The organism is Geodermatophilus nigrescens, assembly GCF_900129495.1.
GTDB lineage: Bacteria > Actinomycetota > Actinomycetes > Mycobacteriales > Geodermatophilaceae > Geodermatophilus > Geodermatophilus nigrescens.
Genome location: NZ_FQVX01000008.1, coordinates 20418 through 41120 on the forward strand (window position 1 = coordinate 20418; position 20703 = coordinate 41120).

Here is a 20703-nt window from a genome sequence, read left to right on the forward strand (position 1 = left end):
GGGAGGACGACGACGTGAGCGAGCTGCTGACCGAGCGCTCCGGGCGGGTTGCCGCCGCGCGGAAGCTCACCCGCCGGGCCGGCCGCGACGAGGCCGGCGCCTTCCTCGCCGAGGGCCGGCAGGCCGTGAGCGAGGCGCTCGCGCTGGCCGTGTCCGACCCGGACGCCGTCCGCGAGGTCTTCGCCACCGAGGCCGCCGCGGCCGCGCACCGCGACCTGCTCGCCGGCACCGCCGTCCCCGTCCGGCTGGTCACCGAGAGGGCCGCGGCGTCGCTGTCGGAGACCGTGACGCCGCAGGGCCTGGTCGCCGTCTGCGCCCTGCGCGACCTGCCCGCCGGGCGGCTCGCCGCCGACCCGCCGGCGCTGGCGGTGGCCCTCGCCGGCCTCGCCGACCCGGGCAACGCCGGCACCGTGCTGCGCACCGCCGACGCCTGCGGCGCGGGCGCGGTGGTCTTCGGCGCGGGGTCCGCCGACCCCTACGGCGGCAAGGCCGTGCGGTCCAGCGCGGGCAGCCTGTTCCACCTCGACGTCGTCCGGGGCGCGCCGTTGGAGCCGCTGGTCGGCGACCTGCGGGCCCGCGGGATCACCGTGCTCGCCGCCGACGGCGGGGGGGAGGCCTCCCTCGACGGGCTGGGCGACGTCCTCGCCGGGCCGGTGCTGTGGCTGTTCGGCAACGAGGCGCGCGGCGTGCCGCCGGAGCTGGCCGCGGCCGCCGACGCCCGGGTGCGGATCCCGATGCGCGGCCGCGCCGAGAGCCTCAACCTGGCCGCCGCCGCGGCCATTTGCCTCTACGCCACACAGCTCGCCCAGGGCTGACAGGCTGCCCGGGTGGACGACGACGCGGCCAAGGCGACCCTCCTGCGTTACCTGACCTCCGCCCGCGAGGCGCTGCTCTGGAAGCTCGACGGGCTCTCGGAGTACGACGTGCGCCGGCCGCTGACGCCCACCGGCACCAACCTGCTCGGCCTGGTGAAGCACCTCGCCTGCGTGGAGGCCGGCTACCTGGGCGGCGTGCTGGGCCGGCCGTTCCCCGAGCCGATGGTCTGGGACGACCCCGGCGCGGGGGACGACGACGACCTGTGGGTGCGCGCCGACGAGTCCCGCGCCGACGTCCTCGCGCTCTCCGCCCGGGTGGCCGCGCACGCGGAGGCCACCGTCGCCGCGCTCCCGCTGGACGCCACCGGCGAGGTGCCGTGGTGGCCCGAGGAACGCCGCCACCCCACGCTGCACGCGCTGCTGGTCCACGTGCTGGCCGAGGTGGCGCGGCACGCCGGCCACGCCGACGTGCTGCGCGAGGGCCTCGACGGCGCGGCCGGCCTGCGCCGGGACAACGGCAACCTCACCCGCGACGGCGACGCCGCCCGGGCCGCCTACGTCGCGACGGTCGAGGAGGCCGCGACGGCCTTCCGGGAACCCGGGGTCAGCAGAGCCGGGGTCAGGCCGGCTCGAGCTCGGCGTACGGGGTGACCGTGCCGTCGCGCGCGAGCCGGCGGGTGGTGCGGGCGCGCAGCGCGAAGCGGGCCAGCGCGAGCACGACGTAGACGCCGGAGAGCACGAGGACCAGCACCCGGTCGGTGTCGGCGGGCAGCAGGATGCTGCCGGCGAACTGCACGGCGAAGAGCACGAACAGCGTCGCCGCGCCGCCGGCGGTCAGCCGCAGGCCGACCAGCAGCGAGACGGCGAACAGCGACTGGGCGGCGGTGAGCAGCAGCTCGGTGCGCTGCTGGGTGTCCAGCGGAAGGCCGGAGAACGACGTCGAGCTCAGCGCGAAGACGACCGGGATCGTGCCCACGAGCAGCGTCCACTGGTTGACCTTGCTCGACAGCAGGGTGCCGAGGGAGTCCGAGGCGCGCAGCCGCGCGGCGTAGAGGCAGGCGACGATGAGCTCGGGCGCCTCGCTGGCCAGCGGCGCCACCCACTGCACGAGCAGGAACTCGTCGACGCCGAGCGTCGTGCCGGTCTCCACCAGCGACTCGGCGAAGTGCTCGGCGCAGGCGAGGATCACCAGCGCCGCGACGGCGAACACGCCGCCCACCCAGGCGCGCCGCCGGCGCTGCGGCTGCTCGCCCATCCAGCGCGAGGTGCCGATCAGGTCGGGGTCCTCGGCCGGGGCCTGCGCGAGCCGGCGGGCGTAGAGCACGAAGACCGTCACCAGCACGACGGCGTCGACGATCGTGAGGCTCGTCCGCAGCGGCAGGTGCAGCGAGTACAGGGTCGCGATGCCGAGGAAGACGACCTCGGGCGACATCGCCGGCGACAGCCGGACCTCGCCGCGGGGCACGTCCCGGGCGGCGGGGTCACCGGCCGCGCGGCGGCGGGCGACCACGACCGCGGCGACCAGCACCACCAGCGGCCAGCCGACGCCGACCAGCACCCGGTTGGCGCCGGTCATGTTGGCCAGCGCCAGCGCGCAGGCGTCCTCGCCGCCGTCCGGGGGGGTGCAGGAGCCGATCTCGCCCACCGTCGTCCCGGCCGTCCAGGTGAAGACGAAGTCGACGGCGTACTCCGGCAGCACGGCCAGCAGCGCGAGCAGGGCCAGCGCGAGGCCGGCGCTGATGTCGACCTGCGCGGCCTCGGCGGCCCACGACAGCAGGAACGCCGCGCCGACGATCGCCGTCCCGTAGAGCAGGGCCTGCAGCGGCGGTGCCAGGTCCGGGGCGGGCAGGCCGAGGTACGCCGCCGCCCCGAGGTACGTGCCCGGCAGCGCCACCAGCGCCGCCGCCAGGAGGGGGGTGGGCGGGCGGCGCGGGGGAGCGGGCACGCGCGCCATCCAAACGCGCGGAGGGGGACGGCGCGACCGCGCCGTCCCCCTCCGTCCCGTGCCCGGCCGGACCCTCCCCGGTCAGCCGAGCACGGGCGCCGCCGGCGGTGGCACCGCCGCGGCCGCCGCCCGCGCGGTGGCCGCCCGGGCCACCGCGCCGCGCGAGGCGGCCTTGCGCTCGTACATCCGCAGGTCGGCCCGGTGCAGCAGGTCGGCGAACACCACGCCGTCAGCCGGGCACACGCTCACCCCGATGCTCGCGCCCACCGTCACCTCGGTGCCCAGGAGCGGCACCGGACGGCGGATCGAGGCCACCAGCTCCTCGGCGACCCGCGCCGCCTCGGCGGCCGCGGTCTCCGGGTGCAGGTCGGGCAGCGCGACGAGGAACTCGTCGCCGCCGAGCCGGGCCAGGAGGTCGCGGCGGCGGACCCGGTCGCGCAGCCGGCCGGCCACCACCTGCAGCAGCTCGTCGCCGGCGGCGTGGCCGAGCGCGTCGTTGACCGCCTTGAACCCGTCGAGGTCGACGAACAGCAGGCCGAGGGCGTCGCCACGGGCGCGGGCCTCCCAGATCGCCGCCTCCACCTGCTCCTCCAGGCGCCGCCGGTTGGGCAGGCCGGTGAGCGGGTCGGTGTAGGCGAGCTCCTGGATGCGGGCCAGCGCCGCCGACGTGCGGTCCCGCTCGCGCACCAGGGCCCGCTCGGCCTCCACGCGGGCGGTCACGTCCACCTGCACGCCGATGTACTGGACGACGGTGCCGTCGGCGTCGTGCACCGGCGCGAGGTGCAGCTCGTTCCACCACGGCGTCCGCTCGGGGCCGCGCACGTTGAGCACCGTCTCGCGGCAGGACTCGCCCGCGGCGACGGCGGCCCGGATCCGCGCGACGGCGGCGGGGTCGGCGTCGGGGCTCTGCAGCTGCCGGCAGTTGCGGCCGAGGATGTCCTGCGCGGACAGCCCGGCGAGCTCCCGGAAGGCGGCGTTGGCGTAGACGATCGGCTGGTCGGGCAGCCGCATGTCCACCACGGTCACGCCGCTGGGGGTGGCCTCCAGCGCCCGGCGCAGCAGCACCTCGGCGTTGGTGGTGCCGACGGCGAGACCGCCGGCGGGCCGGCCCGACGGGGCGGCCGCGGCCGGCGCGTGCGCCGGCAGCTCGGCGACGGGGCCGACCCGCGGGGCCACCCGCGACAGCAGCGACTGCGCCGCGGCCGACACCGTGTCGCGGTCGTAGGTGAGCGCGTACTCGAAGGTGCGCTCGAGGTCGGGACCGTCCTCGCCGAGGTCGCGGGCGAGCAGGGCCGCGCTGAAGTGCGGGGACAGGACGGCCACGTCCCACTCGCCGCGCACCGGGTCGGCCGGGTCGAGGTGGGCGCCGCGCACGCCGGGCAGCGGCTCGACCGGCAGGTCCTCGCCCAGGGCGCAGACGAAGCCGGTGCGGGCGACCAGGTCGCGGTAGCGCTGGGTGGTGGAGACGGTGAAGTGGCGCGCCTCCTGGAACGTCGAGGCGACCACGCAGGTCTCGCCCAGCCGCATCGCTTCCCGCTCCAGCTGCTTGGACAGCTCGATGAGCAGGGCCTTGGGCGCCCGCCGCAGCGGCGTGCCGTCGGGCAGGCACGCGAAGGGCGACACCGCGCCGAGCGCGCCGGCCGGGGCGCCGGCGCCGGGCAGCGCCAGCTCGCCGACGGTCAGGCCGGGCGCGGCACCCGGGCCGGGCCGGCCGAACAGCCAGCCCTGGCCGAGGGTGGCGCCGAGGCCGCGGGCGGTCCGCAGGTGGCGCTCGTCCTCGATGCCCTCGGCCAGCACGACGGCGCCGCTGCGCTCGGCGTAGGCGTTGACCGCGTTCATGATCTCGGCGATCTGCGGGCCGGGGCGCTCCTGCACCAGGCGCAGGTCGAGCTTCACCACGTCGGGGCGCAGCAGCGGCAGGAACGCCAGTGACATCGACTCCGCGCCGACGTCGTCGACGGCGATCGACCAGCCGAGCTCGCGGACCCGCTCCACCGTGCGCAGGAGCTCGGCCGGGCGGGCGGCGATCGCCCGCTCGGTGATCTCCATGACGACCCGGACGTGGCCGGGCGCCCGCTCGGCGATGGCCAGCAGGTCGGCCAGCGGGGCGGTGTCGAGCACCTCGGGCTCCACGTTGACGAAGACCGTCAGCGGGGCGACGAGGGCGGCGTCGACGGCGCCGCGGAAGGCGGCGGCGCGGCACGCCTCGTCGAGCTCGGCCAGCCGGCCGGCGGCGCGGGCGGCCGCGAAGAGGGCGTCGGGCCGTTCCAGCGGGCCGACCGGGCCGCGGGCGAGCGCCTCGTAGGCGACCACCCGTCCGGTGTCGAGCTCCACGATCGGCTGGAAGACGCTGTGGACGCCGCGGATGGCGTCGTCGAGCAGCGCGGCGGACACGACGTCAGCCACGGTGTCGGTCACCGTGTCGCCGGGCGCCGGTGCCTGTGAGGGGAGGGTCACGCGGTCGTTGTCGGCACGGGAGGCGGAATCCGACACCCGGTGGTCCGGGATCTCCCCCCGGAGGGTCAGGAGGGGAGGGCGATGAGGACGACGGCCGCGGCCGCGGCGGCCAGCCCGGCCCGCTGTGCGGCGACCAGCCGCTCGCGGAGCAGCACCTGCGCCAGCACCACCGTGCTCACCGGGTAGAGCGACGCCAGCACGCCGGTGATCGCCAGGGACCCGCCGGCCTGGGTGGCCACGAGGAACAGCGCGTTGGCCGTCATGTCGCCGATGCCGGCCAGCAACACCACCGGCAGGACCCGCCGCGGCACCCCGAGCCCCGACCCGCCGGCCAGCGCCAGCCCACCGACGAGCAGCACCGACACCACGCGGGCGGCGGCCAGCGGCGTGAGCCCGGCGTCGTCGCCGGTGCGGTCGAGCACGACGAAGAACAGGCCGAAGCCCGCGCCGGCGGCCAGCGCGGGCGCGACGGCCGACAGCCGGGCCGAGCGCAGCGAGGCCAGCCCGCCCTCCGCCGACACCAGCACCACCGCGACCAGCGCCAGGACGATGCCGGTGACCGCCACCGCGCCCAGCCGCTCGCCGAGCAGCAGCCCGCCGAGCACCGGCAGCGCCGCGGCCGACACCGCCGTCACCGGCGCCACGACGCTCATCACGCCGGTGGCCAGCGCCCGGTAGAAGAGGACCAGCCCGGCGCCGCCGGCGATCCCGGCGACCGCCCCCCACAACAGGTCCGCAGGCGCCGGGTCACCGCCGAGCCACGGCAGCAGCAGCGCCACGGTGAGCAGGCCCGCGGCCTGCGACAGCGCGACGACGGTGGCCGCGGCGACCCGCCGGCTGGCCATGCCGCCGGCGAAGTCGGCCATCCCGTAGACGACGGCCGAGGCCAGCGCCAGCAGCGTCGCCATCCGGTGCGCCTCCCCGTGTCCGTCCCCGCCGCACCGCCCTGCCGGCCCGCCGTGCCGCCCGATCCTGGCAGCCGCCGCCGACGGGACCGGAACCCGCAGGCGGACGGGGAGGGGAGCCGGGCAGAATGGCCTCCCGTGTCCGGCGCCAACGACCCCTACGACCCCAAGCAGGTCGCGGCCCTGTCCGCCGAGGCCCTCGATGGAGCCGTCGCGGCGGCCCGGGAGGCCTTCGCGGCCGCGGCCGACCTCGACGCGCTGGCCGCCGCCCGCCCGGCCCACCTCGGTGACCGCGCGCCCGTGCCGCTGGCCCGCCGCGAGCTCGGCGCGCTGCCGCCGGCCGCCCGCGCCGACGCCGGCAAGCGCGTCAACGCCGCGCGCGTCGCCGTCACCGAGGCCTTCGACGCCCGCCGCGGGGAGCTCGAGGCCGAGCGCGACGCGCGGGTGCTGGCCGAGGAGCGGGTCGACGTCACCCTGCCCTGGGACCGCGCGCCGCGTGGCGCCCGGCACCCGCTGACCACACTGCAGGAGCGCATCGCCGACGTCTTCGTCGGCATGGGCTACGAGGTCGCCGACGGCCCCGAGCTCGAGGCCGAGTGGCTGAACTTCGACGCGCTCAACATCGGCCGCGACCACCCGGCGCGCACGATGATGGACACCCTCTTCGTGGCGCCCGAGGACTCCGGCCTGGTGCTGCGCACCCACACGAGCCCGGTGCAGGCGCGCACGCTGCTGTCCCGCACGCCGCCGGTCTACGTCGTCGCGCCCGGGCGGGTCTACCGCACCGACGAGCTCGACGCGACGCACACCCCGGTGTTCCACCAGGTGGAGGGCCTCGCGGTCGACCGCGGCCTGAGCATGGCCCACCTGCGCGGCACGCTGGACTCCCTGGCACGGTCGCTGTTCGGCCCGGAGGCGATCACCCGCTGGCGGCCGAGCTACTTCCCGTTCACCGAGCCCTCGGCGGAGTTCGACGTCTGGTTCCCCGAGCACCGCGACGGCCCGCGCTGGGTCGAGTGGGGCGGCTGCGGGATGGTCAACCCGCGGGTGCTCGTGGCCTGCGGGGTCGACCCCGAGGAGTTCAGCGGCTTCGCCTTCGGCATGGGCATCGAGCGGGCGCTGCAGTTCCGCTCGGGCGTCGGCGACATGCGCGACATCGTCGAGGGCGACGTCCGGTTCACGACGGCGTTCGGAGTGGAGCTCTGATGCGGGTCCCCGTCGGCTGGCTGGCCGAGTACGTCGACGTCCCCGCCGGGACGACCGTCGAGGAGCTCGACGCCGCCTTCGTCCGGCTGGGCCTCGAGGTCGAGGAGGTCCACACCCCGGCCGAGGTCACCGGCCCGCTGGTGGTCGGCCGGGTGCTGGGGATCGAGGAGCTCACGGGCTTCAAGAAGCCGATCCGCTGGTGCCAGGTCGACGTCGGGGAGGCGCAGCCGCGCGGCATCGTCTGCGGCGCCCGGAACTTCGCCGTCGGCGACACCGTCGTCGTCGCGCTGCCCGGCGCGGTGCTGCCCGGCGGGTTCGCTATCGCCGCGCGGAAGACCTACGACCACGTGTCCGACGGGATGATCTGCTCGGTCCGCGAGCTCGGCATCGGCGAGGACCACGCCGGGATCCTCGTGCTCGGCGACGGGTTCGAGCCCGGCGCCGACGCCCGCCCGGTCGTGGGCCTCGACGACGTCGTCGTCGAGCTGGCCGTCACCCCCGACCGCGGCTACTGCCTGTCCATGCGCGGCATCGCCCGCGAGATGGGCACCGGCCTCGCGGTCGGCTGGCGGGACCCGGGCGCCGCCGAGGACCCGAGCTGGTCCGGCGAGGCGGCGTGGGACGTCACCGTCGCCGACGCCGAGCGCTGCGACCGGTTCTCGATGGTCGCGCTGGAGGGCCTCGACCCGACCGCGCCCAGCCCCTGGTGGATGCGCCGCCGGCTGGCCCAGTCCGGCATCCGGTCGATCTCGCTGGCCGTCGACGTCACCAACTACGTGATGCTCGAGCTCGGCCAGCCGATGCACGCCTTCGACCGCGCCGCGGTGACCGGCCCGATCGTCGTCCGCCGGGCCCGCGAGGGCGAGCGGCTGACCACCCTCGACGGCGCCGACCGCGTGCTGTCCGACGACGACCTGCTCATCACCGACGACACCGGCCCGATCGGGCTGGCCGCGGTCATGGGCGGGGCGTCCACCGAGATCGGTGACGGCACGACGGACGTCCTGCTGGAGGCCGCGCACTGGGAGCCGACCGGGGTGGCCCGCACCGCCCGCCGGCACCGGCTGCCCAGCGAGGCGGCCCGCCGCTTCGAGCGCGGCGTCGACCCGGAGATGACCGTCGTCGCGCTCGCCCGCGCGGCGGCGCTGCTCGCCGAGTACGGCGGCGCCCGCGTCGTCGGCGCGCCGGTCGACGTCGACACCCGCCGCTCGCGCCCGTCCATCGCGCTGGCCGCCGACCGGCCCGGCCGGGTCTCCGGCGTGCCCTACCCGCCGGAGCAGGTGGTCGAGCTGCTCGGCGCCGTCGGCTGCGCCGTCGAGGCCGACGGGGACCGGCTCACCGTCACCCCGCCGTCCTGGCGCCCCGACCTCACCGACCCGGCCGACCTGGTCGAGGAGGTCGTCCGCCTCGCCGGCTACGACGACGTCCCCTCCGTGCTGCCCACCGCCCCGCCCGGGCGCGGGCTGACCGAGACCCAGCGCCGCCGCCGCGCGATCGGCCGGGCGCTGGCCGAGGCCGGCCACGTCGAGGCGCCGGCCTATCCGTTCCTCGCGCCGTCGGTGTTCGACGCCCTCGGCCTGGACGCCGACGACGAGCGGCGCGCCGTGGTCCTCGTGCGCAACCCGCTGTCGGAGGAGGAGCCGGCGCTGCGCACCACGCTGCTGCCGGGCCTGCTCGCCACCCTGGCCCGCAACCTGGCCCGCGGGCAGCGCGACCTCGCCCTGTTCGAGCACGGCGCGGTCTTCCGCGGCGGCGACCGCACCCCCGCGCCGCTGCCCGGCGTCGACGCCCGGCCCGACGACGAGACGCTCGCCGCGCTGATGGGCGCGGTGCCCGAGCAGCCGTGGCACGTCGCCGTCGCCCTCGCCGGCCAGCGCGAGCCGCGCGGCTGGTGGGGCCCGGGCCGCCCGGCCGGCTGGGCCGACGCCGTGCAGGCCGCGCGCGTGGTGGCCGCGGCCGCGGGCGTGGAGCTGTTCGTCCGCCCCGGCGAGCGGGCGCCCTGGCACCCGGGCCGCTGCGCCGAGCTGGTCGTGCGCGTCGGCGACGACGACGTCGTGGCCGGGTACGCCGGCGAGCTGCACCCGCGGGTGTGCGCGGCGCTGGACCTGCCCGCCCGCACGTCGGTGATGGAGCTCGACGTCGATGCGCTGCCGGCCCGGCCGGTGCCCGTCGGCCCGCGGATCTCCGCCTTCCCGCCGGTGTTCCTCGACCTCGCCTTCGTCGTGCCCGACGAGGTCACCGCCTCGCACGTCGAGTCGCTGGTGCGCGGGGGAGCGGGCGAGCTGTTCGAGGCGGTGCGCCTGTTCGACGTCTACTCCGGCCCGCCGGTGCCGGCCGGGTCGCGCTCGCTGGCGTACTCGCTGGTGCTGCGCGCGCCCGACCGCACGCTCACCGCGGCCGACGTCGCCCAGGTGCGCGAGGGCATCCTCGCCGTCGTCGCCATGCAGGGGATCACCCTGCGCAGTGGTGATGCCTGACCTCTCCGGGCTGGTCGCGCTCGTCACCGGGGCGTCCGCGGGCATCGGCCGGCACCTCGCCGAGGGGCTGGCCGCCCGCGGCGCCGCCGTCGCCGGCCTCGCCCGCGGCGGGGAGCGGCTGCGGGCGGCGATGGACGACGTCGCCGCGGCCACCGGGGCGCGCACGCTGGCCGTGCCCGCCGACGTCACCGACGCCGCCGCGGTCGACGCCGCCGTCGCCCGGGTGACCCCGGAGCTGGGACCGGTCGGCCTGCTGGTCAACAACGCGGGCGCGATCGACGCCGCCGAGGTGCCGCTGTGGGAGGCCGACCCCGAGCAGTGGTGGTCGGTGGTGGAGAGCCAGGTGCGCGGGCCGTTCCTCCTCGCCCGCGCCGTGCTGCCGGGGATGCTCGCGGCCGGCGGCGGGCGCATGGTCGGGCTGGCCAGCGGCCTGGGCACCCGCGGCGACGCGCGCTACAGCGCCTACTCGGCCGGCAAGTCCGCGCAGATGCGGATCACCGAGGCGATCGGGCTGGCCGGCGCCGGGCACGGCGTGCGCGCGTTCGACGTGGCGCCGGGCGTCGTCGACACCGCGATGACCCGCGCCATGCCGATGCACGCCGGCCGCACCGAGTGGACCCGGCCCGCCGACGTCGTCGACCTCGTCGTGGCCATCGCCGCCGGGGAGCTCGACGCGTGGTCGGGGCGCTTCCTGCGCGCCGGCGCCGACACCCTGGACGCCCTGCGCGCCACCACCCCGGCCGGCGACGCCCGCCGGCTGCGGCTGCTCCCGTACGGCGACGCCGACCCCCTGGCCTGACCCTGCGCCTGTTCCTCCGCGGCGGCCCGTGCTCTGCCCACCCCCACGGGGCAGTGCTCGAGGACTCCGCCTGCGGGTGCTCGTGCTCTGCCCACCCCCACGGGGCAGTGCTCGAGGACTCCGCCTGCGGGTGCTCGTGCTCTGCCCACCCCCGCGGGGCAGTGCTCGAGGACTCTCCCCGCGGGTGCTCGTGCTCTGCCCACACCGGCGGGGCAGAGCACGACCCGGCTCGGGACGCCGTGCGTCCTCCGGGGAGGTCGTGCTCTGCACACCACCGCGTGCAGAGCACGACCGTGCCGGGCACGGGGACCCGACCCCGGCAATGAAAGGTCATGCACGCCCCTGTATGGTCATGCATCGTGAACACAGGGCAGACGTGGACGGTCGGGGTCACCGGCGCCACCGGGTACGCGGGCGGTGAGGTGGTCCGGCTGCTGGCCGGGCACCCGCACCTCCGGCTCGCCGGGGTGCACGCCAACTCGAGCGCCGGCCGACGCCTGGGCGAGCTGCAGCCCCACCTGCTGCCCTTCGCCGACCTCGAGGTGCGGCCCAGCGCTCCCGCGGACCTCGCCGGCTACGACGTCGTCGTCCTCGCGCTCCCGCACGGGGAGTCGGCCGCGATCGCCGCGCAGCTGCCCGAGGACACGCTCGTCATCGACTGCGGCGCCGACCACCGGCTCGAGGACCCGGCCGCCTGGGCCCGCTGGTACGGCGGCGAGCACTCCGGCTCCTGGCCGTACGGCCTGCCCGAGCTCGCCGGCCAGCGGGAGAAGCTCGCCGGGGCGCGGCGGATCGCCGTCCCCGGCTGCTACCCGACGTCGGTCACCCTCGCGATGGCCCCGGCGCTGGCCGCGGGCCTGGTCGAGCCCGACGTCGTCGTGGTCGCCGCCTCCGGCACCTCCGGCGCGGGCAAGGCCGCGAAGCCACACCTGCTCGGCAGCGAGGTCATGGGATCGGTGAGCGCCTACGGCGTCGGCGGCGTCCACCGGCACACCCCGGAGATGGCGCAGACCCTCGGCGCCGCCGCCGGCCAGCCGGTGCGGATCAGCTTCACGCCCACGCTGGTGCCGATGAGCCGGGGCATCCTCGCCACCTGCTCGGCGCCGCTGCGGCCGGGCACCGACGCCGGCGCCGCGCGGGCCGCCTACGCAGAGGCCTACGGCGACGAGCCGTTCGTGCACCTGCTGCCCGAGGGCCAGTGGCCCACCACCGCGCAGGTGCTCGGTGCCAACACGGTCGCGGTGCAGGTCGCCGTCGACCCCGACGCCGGCCGGCTGGTCGTCGTCGCCGCCGTCGACAACCTGACCAAGGGCACCGCGGGCGGGGCTGTCCAGAGCGCGAACATCGCCCTCGGCCTGCCCGAGACCGCGGGCCTCCCGCTGGTGGGGGTGGCCCCGTGAGCGTCACCGCACCCGTGGGCTTCCGGGCCGCCGGCGTCGCGGCCGGGCTCAAGAGCACCGGCGCCCAGGACGTCGCGCTGGTCGTCAACGACGGCCCGCAGGCCGCCGCGGCCGCCGTCTTCACCACCAACCGCTTCCCGGCCGCGCCGGTGCTGTGGAGCCGGCAGGTCCTCTCCGGCGGGCGGCTGCGGGCGGTCGTCCTCAACTCCGGCGGCGCCAACGCGTGCACCGGCCCCGAGGGCTTCCAGGACACCCACGCCACCGCCGAGCACACCGCCGCCGCGCTCGGGCGTGCCGGTCTGGAGGTCGGCGCGGTCGACGTCGCCGTCGCCTCCACCGGGCTGATCGGCGTCCGGCTGCCGATGGACCGGCTGCTGCCCGGCGTCACCGCCGCCGCAGGGGCGCTGTCCGCCGACGGCGGTCCCGACGCCGCCCGGGCGATCATGACCACCGACTCGGTGCCCAAGACGACGGTGCAGCAGCGCGACGGCTGGTCCGTCGGCGGCATGGCCAAGGGCGCCGGGATGCTCGCGCCGAGCCTCGCCACGATGCTCGTCGTCCTCACCACCGACGCCGCCGTCGAGCCGGCCGTCCTGCAGGAGGCGCTGGCGGCCGCCACCGGCGTCAGCTTCGAGCGGGTCGACTCCGACGGCTGCCTGTCCACCAACGACACCGTCATCGCCATGGCGAACGGCGCCAGCGGCGTCACGCCGACCGCGGCGGAGGTGGCCGAGGCGCTCACCGCCGCGGCCACCGACCTCGCCATGCAGCTGCTCGCCGACGCCGAGGGCTCCACCAAGGACATCGCGATCACCGTCCGCAACGCGGCCAGCGTGCGCGACGCGCTCACCGCCGGCCGGGCCTGCGCGCGCAACAACCTGCTCAAGACGGCGCTGTTCGGCAACGACCCCAACTGGGGCCGGGTGCTCGCCGCCATCGGCACCACCGACGCCGCCTTCGAGCCCGACGGCGTCGACGTCACGATCAACGGCGTGACCGTCTGCCGGGGCGGCGCCATCGGCGACCCGCGCGAGGGCGTCGACCTCACCGGCCGGGCCATCACCATCGACGTCGACCTCCGGGCCGGCACCGAGCAGGCCACGATCTGGACCAACGACCTGTCCATCGCCTACGTGCACGAGAACTCGGCGTACTCCACATGAGCACCGCACAGGACCCGAGCCCGCCCGACGTCCGGGTCGACGAGCAGCCCCCGCCGCCGCGCCGCCGCATCGGCACCACCCGGGTGATGCGCACCTACGACCCGGAGGGCGACGCCCGCAAGGTCGCCGTCCTCACCGGGGCGCTGCCGTGGCTGCGCGAGTTCCACGGCAACGTGGTGGTGATCAAGTACGGCGGCCACGCGATGGTCGACGAGGAGTGCCGCCGCGCCTTCGCCGAGGACATGGTGTTCCTGCGGACCTGCGGCATCCTGCCCGTCGTCGTCCACGGCGGCGGCCCGCAGATCACCGGGATGCTGTCCCGGCTCGGCATCGCGAGCGAGTTCCGCGGCGGCCTGCGGGTGACCACCCCGGAGACCGTCGAGGTGGTCCGCATGGTGCTCACCGGCCAGGTCGGCCCGGAGGTCGTGGGGCTGATCAACTCCCACGGCCCGCTCGCGGTCGGCCTGTCCGGGGAGGACGGCGGGCTGTTCACCGCCGAGAGGACGACGGCCGTCGTCGATGGCGAGCCGGTCGACGTCGGCCTGGTGGGCGACGTCGCCGCGGTCGACCCGGCACCGGTCACCGCGCTGCTGGCCGCCGGCAAGATCCCGGTGGTGGCCACGGTGGCCCCCGACCGCGACGGCGTGGTGCACAACGTCAACGCCGACACCGCCGCGGCGGCGCTCGCCGTCGCGCTGGGCGCGGTGAAGCTCGTCGTCCTCACCGACGTCGAGGGCCTCTACGCCGACTGGCCCGACCGCGACTCGCTCGTGCAGCAGATCGACGCCGCCGAGCTCGCGGAGATCCTCCCGGACCTCGACGCCGGGATGATCCCGAAGATGGCCGCCTGCCTGCGGGCGGTCGAGGGCGGGCTGAAGCGGGCGACCGTCGTCGACGGCCGCACCCCGCACGCCCTGCTGCTGGAGATGTTCACCACCGAGGGCACCGGGACGATGGTCGTCCCCGCCCACAGCCTGAGCGGAGAGGAGCCGGCATGACCCACACGGAGGAGCTGGCCACCCGCTGGTCGGCCGTGATGATGGGCAACTACCGCACGCCCCCGGTCGCGCTCGCGCGCGGCGAGGGGTCGGTCGTGTGGGACGTCGACGGCCGCGAGTACACCGACCTGCTCGGCGGCATCGCGACGACGATCCTCGGCCACGCCCACCCGCGGGTGACCGAGGCGATCGCCCGGCAGGCGGGCACCCTGGGCCACGTCTCCAACCTGGCGATGCACGAGCCCGGCGTCACCCTCGCCGAGCGGCTGCTGGAGCTCGCCGGCCGGCCCGGGCGGGTCTTCTTCTGCAACTCCGGCGCCGAGGCCAACGAGGCCGCCTTCAAGATCAGCCGGCTCACCGGCCGGCCCGAGGTGGTCACCGCCGAGGGCGCCTTCCACGGCCGCACGATGGGCGCGCTCGCGCTCACCGGGCAGCCGTCGAAGGCCGCCGCGTTCGCCCCGCTGCCCGGCGGCGTCCGGTACGTGCCCTACGGCGACGCCGCCGCGCTGGCCGGCGCGGTCGGCGGGCAGACGGCGATGGTGCTGCTCGAGCCGATGCTCGGCGAGGGCGGCGTGCTGCCCCCGCCGGCGGGCTACCTGGCCGCGGCCGCCCGCACCGCCGCCGACGCCGGGGCGCTGTTCGCCGTTGACGAGGTGCAGACCGGCACCGGCCGCACCGGGCACTGGTTCGCCTCCCAGGCGGACGGGCTCCAGCCCGACCTGATCACGCTGGCCAAGGCGATCGGCGGCGGCCTGCCGCTGGGCGCCACGCTCGCCTTCGGCGACGCCGCCGAGCTGATGACCGCCGGCTCCCACGGCTCGACGTTCGGCGGCAACCCGATCGCCTGCGCCGCCGCGCTCGCCGTCCTCGACACCGTGCGCGACGAGGGCCTGCTCGAGCGGGCCAAGGAGCTCGAGCACCGGTTCACCGCCGGCATCGAGGGCCTCGGCCACCCCGGCGTCTCCGGCGTGCGGGGGAGGGGCGCGCTGCTCGGCGTCGTCCTCACGGCCCCGGCCGCCGCCGCCCTGGAGGCGCACCTGCGCGCCGCCGGCTTCCTCACCAACGCCGTCGCCCCCGACGTGGTGCGGCTGGCCCCCTCCCTGCTCGTGACGGACGCCCAGGTCGACGCGTTCGTCGCCGCCCTCCCCGCGGCCCTCGACGCCGCCCTCCAGGAGACCGCCCCGTGATCCGGCACCTCACCCGCGACGACGACCTCACCCCCGGCGAGCAGGCCGAGGTCCTGGCGCTGGCCGCCGAGCTCAAGCGCACCCGGCACACCGACGCCGCGCCCACCCCGCTGCGGGCCGCGAACGGGGTGCCCCGCGCGGTCGCCGTCCTGTTCGACAAGCCCTCCACCCGCACCCGGGTGTCGTTCTCCGTCGGCGTCGCCGAGCTCGGCGGGTACCCGCTGGTCATCGACGCCGGGTCCAGCCAGCTCGGGCGCGGCGAGCCGGTGGAGGACACCACCCGGGTCCTCGACCGGCAGGTGTCGGCGATCGTGTGGCGCACCTTCGGCCAGGACCGGCTGGAGACCATGGCCGCCACCAGCCGCGTGCCGGTGGTCAACGCGCTCACCGACGACTTCCACCCCTGCCAAATCCTCGCCGACCTGCAGACGGTGATCGAGCGCAGGGGGTCGCTGGCCGGCCGGTCGCTCACCTACCTCGGCGACGGCGCCAACAACATGGCGCACTCCTACCTGCTCGGCGGCGCCACGGCCGGCATGCACGTGCGCATCGGCTCGCCGGAGGGCTACCAGCCCGCCCCGGACGTGCTCAAGCGGGCGGCGGAGATCGCCGCCGAGACCGGCGGCTCGGTGCAGTGGACCGCCGACGCCGCGGCCGCCGCCGACGGCGCCGACGTGCTGGTCACCGACACCTGGGTCTCCATGGGCCAGGAGGACGAGTACGACGCCCGGGTCGCGCCGTTCCTGCCCTACGCGCTGGACCAGGCCGCGGTCGACCGCGCCGCCGACGACGTCGTCGTCCTGCACTGCCTGCCCGCCTACCGGGGCAAGGAGATCGCCGCCGACGTGATCGACGGCCCGCGGTCGGCCGTCTGGGACGAGGCGGAGAACCGGCTGCACGCCCAGAAGGCCCTGCTGGTGTGGCTCCTGGAGCGATCCGGGTGACGGGGGACCGCGCGTGACCGGGGCGCTGACCCGCTCGGCCCGGCAGGCCCGCATCGCCGAGCTGATCACCGCCCGGCCGGTCACCTCCCAGACCCAGCTGGCGGCCCTGCTGGCCGACGGCGGCATCGAGGTCACCCAGGCCACGCTGTCCCGCGACCTCGAGGAGCTCGGCGCCGTCAAGCTGCGCGGCACCGACGGCGCCCCGGCGTCCTACGTGCTGCCGCCGGAGAACGCCCCGCTGCGCCCGGCCCAGGCCGCGCCCGCCCGGCTCACCCGGCTGCTGGCCGACCTGCTCACCAGCGCCGACGGCAGCGCCAACCTCGCCGTCCTGCGCACCCCGCCCGGGGCCGCCCAGTTCCTCGCCTCGGCGCTGGACAAGGTGGGACTGCCCGACGTGCTGGGCACCATCGCCGGGGACGACACGCTGCTCGTCGTCTCCCGCGCCCCCGACGGCGGCCCCGCGCTGGCCGAGCGGCTGCGGGCGATGGCCGCGCGGACCCCCGCCGTCTACCCCGAGCTGCACAGCGACCTGACCGACGACGCCCCCGTCCCTGAGCCCCCCGGAGGACCGACCCCGTGACCGACCCGACCGCCCCCGCCTCGCAGACCCGGCTCTGGGGCGGCCGCTTCGGCGGCGGCCCCTCCCCGGCCATGGCGGCGCTGTCGAAGTCCACCGACGTCGACTGGCGGCTCGCCCCCTACGACCTGGCCGGCTCCCGCGCGCACGCCCGCGTGCTGCACCGCGCCGGCCTGCTCGCCGACGACGAGCTCGAGCAGATGCTCGGGGCGCTCACCGAGCTGTCGGCCGAGGTCGCCGCCGGCACCTTCGCGCCCGTCGAGGCCGACGAGGACGTGCACGAGGCGCTCGAGCGGGGCCTGATCGCCAAGCTCGGCACGCTCGGCGGGAAGCTGCGCGCCGGCCGGTCCCGCAACGACCAGGTCGCCACCGACCTGCGGCTCTACCTCCGCCACAACGTGCGCGCCCTGGTCGGGGAGCTCTCCTCGCTGGAGTACGCCCTCCTCGGGCTGGCCGAGCGGTACCAGGACGTGCCGGCCCCCGGCATGACCCACCTCCAGCACGCCCAGCCGGTGCTCATCGCCCACCAGCTGCTCGCGCACGCGCACGCCTTCGCCCGCGACGTCGACCGGCTGCAGGACTGGGACCGCCGCGCCGCCGTCAGCCCGCTGGGCTCGGGCGCGCTGGCCGGCTCGTCGCTGCCGCTGGACCCCGACGCCGTCGCCGCCGAGCTCGGCTTCGACCGGGCCGCCGACAACTCGATCGACGCGGTCAGCGACCGCGACTTCGCCGCCGAGTTCTGCTTCGCGGCCGCCCTCATCGGCGTCCACCTGTCCCGGCTGGGGGAGGAGGTCGTGCTCTGGACGTCGACCGAGTTCGGCTGGGCCCGCCTCGACGACGCCTGGGCCACCGGGTCGTCGATCATGCCGCAGAAGAAGAACCCCGACATCGCCGAGCTCGCGCGCGGCAAGTCCGGCCGGTTCGTCGGGAACCTGACCGGCCTGCTCACCATGCTCAAGGGCCTGCCGCTGGCCTACGACCGCGACCTGCAGGAGGACAAGGAGCCGGTCTTCGACTCCCTCGAGCAGCTGCTGCTCCTGCTGCCCGCGGTCACCGGGATGGTCGCCACGCTGACGCTGCGCCCGGAGGTGCTCGAGGCCGCCGCCCCGCAGGGCTTCGCGCTGGCCACCGACGTCGCGGAGTGGCTGGTGCGCAACGGCGTCCCGTTCCGCTCGGCGCACGAGATCTCCGGCGCGATGGTCGCCTTCTGCGAGGAGGCGGGCGTCGAGCTCGACGAGCTCGACGACGACCAGCTCGCCGGCATCGACGAGCGGCTCACCCCCGAGGTGCGCTCCGTGCTCTCGGTGCGCGGCGCGCTGGAGGCCCGCAGCACCCGCGGGGGGACGGCGCCCGAGCGGGTCGCGGGCCAGCTCGCGGCGCTGAAGGACGTCGCCGCCGCGCACGGCCGGTGGTCGGCCGGCTCGCCCGTGGCGGCCGCGCTCTGACCTCGCCGGGGCGGCTGCTCACCGCCGACGAGCTGCTCGGGCCGGTCGACGAGGTCGCGCCGGCCCTGCTCGGCTGCTGGGTGGTCACCGACCGGCCCGAGGGCACCGTCGCCGTGCGGCTCACCGAGGTGGAGGCGTACTCGGGGGAGGGGGAGGACCCCGCCTCGCACGCCCACCGCGGGCCGACGCCGCGCGCGGCGATCATGTTCGGCCCGCCCGGACGCCTCTACGTGTACTTCAGCTACGGCGTGCACTGGTGCGCCAACGTCGTCGTCGGCCCGGCGGGGCGCGGGTCGGCGGTGCTGCTGCGCGCCGGCGAGGTGGTGGTGGGGGAGTCCCTGGCCGCCGTCCGCCGTCCCTCCGCCCGGGTGCCGCGGGACCTCGCCCGCGGGCCCGCCCGGCTCACCGCGGCGCTGGCGATCGGGCCGGGCGACGGCGGCGCCGACGTCCTCGACCCCGCCTCCCCGGTGCGCCTGCACGCGGGGGAGCCGCCGGCCGGGGTGTCGGCCGGGCCCCGGGTCGGCATCAGCCGGGCGACCGAGCTGCCGTGGCGCTTCTGGGAGACCGGAGCGCCGTCGGTGAGCGCGTTCCGCCCGGGGGGACGCCGGCGTCCCCGGGGCGCCGGGCAGGATTGATCCCGTGACCGACGTCCTCCCCGAGCTGAAGCGCCGCGGCCTCATTGCCCAGACCACCGACGAGGCCGCGCTGTCCGCGCACCTCGCCGGGGGACCGGTCACCTACTACTGCGGGTTCGACCCCACCGCGCCGAGCCTGCACGTCGGCCACCTGGTGCAGGTCATGGTCCTGCGGGCGCTGCAGCGGGCCGGGCACCGGCCGGTGGTGCTGGTCGGCGGCGCCACCGGGCTGATCGGCGACCCCCGGCCGACGGCGGAGCGCCAGCTCAACGACCGCGCCACGGTGGCCGGCTGGGTCGACAGCATCCGCCGGCAACTGGCGCCGTTCCTCGAGCTGCCGGCCGAGCGCGAGGACCTGCCCGCCCCGGTGTACGTCGACAACCTCACCTGGACCGAGCCGCTCTCGGCGATCGACCTGCTGCGCGACCTCGGCAAGCACTTCCGGGTCGGCCGGATGCTCGCCAAGGAGGCGGTGTCGGCCCGGCTGAACTCCGAGGCGGGCATCAGCTACACCGAGTTCAGCTACCAGATCCTCCAGGCGCACGACTACCTGCAGCTCTTCCGCCGGCACGGGGTGACGCTCCAGACCGGCGGCTCCGACCAGTGGGGCAACCTCACCGCCGGCATCGACCTGGTGCGGCGCGTCGAGGGCGCCGGCGTGCACGCCCTGTCGACCCAGCTGGTCACCAAGTCCGACGGGCAGAAGTTCGGCAAGAGCGAGGGCGGCACGGTCTGGCTGGACCCGTCGCTCACCTCGCCCTACGCGTTCTTCCAGTTCTGGCTCAACGCCGACGACGCCGACGCGCTCACCTGGCTGCCCCAGTTCTCCGAGCGCCCGGCCGAGGAGGTGGCCGCGATCGTCGCCGAGAGCACCGAGCGGCCGGCCTCCCGGGCGGCGCAGCGCGCGCTGGCCGAGGAGCTGACGGCCCTGGTGCACGGGCCCGAGGAGCTGCGCCAGGCGGAGGCGGCCGGGCGTGCGCTCTTCGGGCGCGACGACCTCGCCGCCCTGGGGCCCGAGACGCTGGCCGCCGCCCTGCGGGAGGCCGGCAGCGTCACCGTCGACGGCGGGACGCCGACCGTCGCGCAGCTCCTCCAGCAGACCGGCCTCGTCGCCAGCCTGTCCGAGGCCCGGCGGACGGTGAAGGAGGGCGGCGCCTACCTGAACAACGAGCGGGTGACCAACGCCGACGCCGTGCCCGGGGAGGACGCCTGGCTGCCCGGCGGCTGGCTGGTGCTGCGCCGCGGCAAGCGGTCCGTGGCCGGCGTGCAGCGGGTGACGCCCTAGCTCGACGCCCGTGTGAACGGCGTGTGACACGCCGGTTCCGGAACGGTGTCCGGCGTCACCGCGGCCCGGGTTTGACACGGGTCCGACAGCCACGTAACTTTCTCTCTGCGCGCCGCACGGCCCGGGAGGGCAGCGGAGAGGCCCCGGTAGGAGCCCCCGATGCGGGCGTACAGTAGGACAAGCCGCTGCTGACGGAGCCCGGAAGGGTCGAGTTGGTGTGCGTCCGCTCCTTGAGAACTCAACAGCGTGCCGAAAGTCAGTGCCAAGTAATAACCCCGTGGCCTGGTCGGTGTTACCGGTCGGGTCTTGGGATTCCTTTGGTTGATTGATATCGCGATCTGTCAGGTCGCGGTTCTCAGCCGGTATCGAACATCTACGGAGAGTTTGATCCTGGCTCAGGACGAACGCTGGCGGCGTGCTTAACACATGCAAGTCGAACGGTGAACCTCTTCGGAGGGGATCAGT

17 protein-coding genes and 1 rRNA gene are annotated in these 20703 nt (G+C 76.5%); 15 read left to right on the forward strand and 3 right to left on the reverse strand.

Features of this window, described 5'->3' with window-relative positions:
* Nucleotides 1-14: 14 nt before the first annotated feature.
* Together BUE37_RS22615 and BUE37_RS22620 are read left to right on the forward strand one after the other, a co-directional pair.
* Complete coding sequence (locus BUE37_RS22615) at nucleotides 15-815, forward strand: TrmH family RNA methyltransferase (protein WP_083629042.1); 801 nt, start codon at nucleotides 15-17, stop codon at nucleotides 813-815.
* Between the two features lie 12 nt (nucleotides 816-827).
* Entirely contained in the window at nucleotides 828-1466 is a 639-nt protein-coding gene (locus BUE37_RS22620) for a DinB family protein (RefSeq protein WP_073422721.1), read from the forward strand.
* Here the strand turns inward: BUE37_RS22620 and BUE37_RS22625 are convergent.
* From BUE37_RS22625 to BUE37_RS22635, 3 genes are all read right to left on the reverse strand, one after another.
* A complete protein-coding gene (locus BUE37_RS22625; protein ID WP_217651359.1) occupies nucleotides 1435-2760 on the reverse strand; it encodes a sodium/calcium exchanger protein in 1326 nt (441 codons plus the stop codon). The genes BUE37_RS22620 and BUE37_RS22625 overlap by 32 nt on opposite strands.
* A gap of 81 nt (nucleotides 2761-2841) precedes the next feature.
* Nucleotides 2842-5166: a diguanylate cyclase domain-containing protein gene (locus tag BUE37_RS22630; RefSeq protein ID WP_217651360.1), complete on the reverse strand. Its 2325-nt coding sequence runs from the start codon at nucleotides 5164-5166 to the stop codon at nucleotides 2842-2844.
* Nucleotides 5167-5282: 116 nt separating this feature from the next.
* Complete coding sequence (locus tag BUE37_RS22635; RefSeq protein ID WP_073422723.1) at nucleotides 5283-6125, reverse strand: EamA family transporter; 843 nt, start codon at nucleotides 6123-6125, stop codon at nucleotides 5283-5285.
* Between the two features lie 135 nt (nucleotides 6126-6260).
* On the opposite strand from BUE37_RS22635, the gene pheS reads away from it, so the two are divergent.
* The 13 genes from pheS to BUE37_RS22700 all read left to right on the forward strand — a co-directional run.
* Nucleotides 6261-7328: a phenylalanine--tRNA ligase subunit alpha gene (gene pheS / locus BUE37_RS22640; RefSeq protein WP_073422724.1), complete on the forward strand. Its 1068-nt coding sequence runs from the start codon at nucleotides 6261-6263 to the stop codon at nucleotides 7326-7328.
* Complete coding sequence (pheT, locus tag BUE37_RS22645; RefSeq protein WP_073422725.1) at nucleotides 7328-9805, forward strand: phenylalanine--tRNA ligase subunit beta; 2478 nt, start codon at nucleotides 7328-7330, stop codon at nucleotides 9803-9805. The genes pheS and pheT overlap by 1 nt, the downstream gene beginning before the upstream one ends.
* Entirely contained in the window at nucleotides 9798-10604 is an 807-nt protein-coding gene (locus BUE37_RS22650) for an SDR family NAD(P)-dependent oxidoreductase (RefSeq protein ID WP_073422738.1), read from the forward strand. Before pheT ends, BUE37_RS22650 begins: the two co-directional genes overlap by 8 nt.
* A 359-nt stretch (nucleotides 10605-10963) precedes the next feature.
* Nucleotides 10964-12004, forward strand: coding sequence for an N-acetyl-gamma-glutamyl-phosphate reductase (gene argC, locus BUE37_RS22655; protein ID WP_217651361.1), 1041 nt, complete (start codon nucleotides 10964-10966; stop codon nucleotides 12002-12004).
* Nucleotides 12001-13167 carry a bifunctional glutamate N-acetyltransferase/amino-acid acetyltransferase ArgJ gene (gene argJ / locus BUE37_RS22660; RefSeq protein WP_073422727.1) on the forward strand — a complete coding sequence of 389 codons (1167 nt, stop codon included), beginning with the start codon at nucleotides 12001-12003 and terminating at the stop codon, nucleotides 13165-13167. Before argC ends, argJ begins: the two co-directional genes overlap by 4 nt.
* On the forward strand, nucleotides 13164-14165 hold the full coding sequence (gene argB, locus BUE37_RS22665; RefSeq protein ID WP_083629044.1) for an acetylglutamate kinase: 1002 nt from the start codon (nucleotides 13164-13166) through the stop codon (nucleotides 14163-14165). Before argJ ends, argB begins: the two co-directional genes overlap by 4 nt.
* Nucleotides 14162-15352: an acetylornithine transaminase gene (locus BUE37_RS22670; RefSeq protein ID WP_073422728.1), complete on the forward strand. Its 1191-nt coding sequence runs from the start codon at nucleotides 14162-14164 to the stop codon at nucleotides 15350-15352. The genes argB and BUE37_RS22670 overlap by 4 nt, the downstream gene beginning before the upstream one ends.
* A complete protein-coding gene (gene argF / locus BUE37_RS22675) occupies nucleotides 15349-16296 on the forward strand; it encodes an ornithine carbamoyltransferase (RefSeq protein WP_073422729.1) in 948 nt (315 codons plus the stop codon). Before BUE37_RS22670 ends, argF begins: the two co-directional genes overlap by 4 nt.
* 13 nt (nucleotides 16297-16309) lie before the next feature.
* Nucleotides 16310-16876 (forward strand): arginine repressor, encoded by a 567-nt coding sequence (locus tag BUE37_RS22680; protein ID WP_073422730.1) that lies wholly within the window; start codon nucleotides 16310-16312, stop codon nucleotides 16874-16876.
* Nucleotides 16873-18318 carry an argininosuccinate lyase gene (gene argH / locus BUE37_RS22685; protein WP_073422731.1) on the forward strand — a complete coding sequence of 482 codons (1446 nt, stop codon included), beginning with the start codon at nucleotides 16873-16875 and terminating at the stop codon, nucleotides 18316-18318. Before BUE37_RS22680 ends, argH begins: the two co-directional genes overlap by 4 nt.
* The gene (locus BUE37_RS22690) at nucleotides 18282-18953 is read left to right on the forward strand and encodes a DNA-3-methyladenine glycosylase (RefSeq protein WP_245794897.1); all 672 of its coding nucleotides are present in this window, start codon (nucleotides 18282-18284) and stop codon (nucleotides 18951-18953) included. Before argH ends, BUE37_RS22690 begins: the two co-directional genes overlap by 37 nt.
* Before the next feature lie 4 nt (nucleotides 18954-18957).
* Nucleotides 18958-20238 carry a tyrosine--tRNA ligase gene (tyrS, locus tag BUE37_RS22695; RefSeq protein ID WP_073422732.1) on the forward strand — a complete coding sequence of 427 codons (1281 nt, stop codon included), beginning with the start codon at nucleotides 18958-18960 and terminating at the stop codon, nucleotides 20236-20238.
* Nucleotides 20239-20610: 372 nt separating this feature from the next.
* Nucleotides 20611-20703, forward strand: a 16S ribosomal RNA gene (locus BUE37_RS22700); the annotation flags it as partial.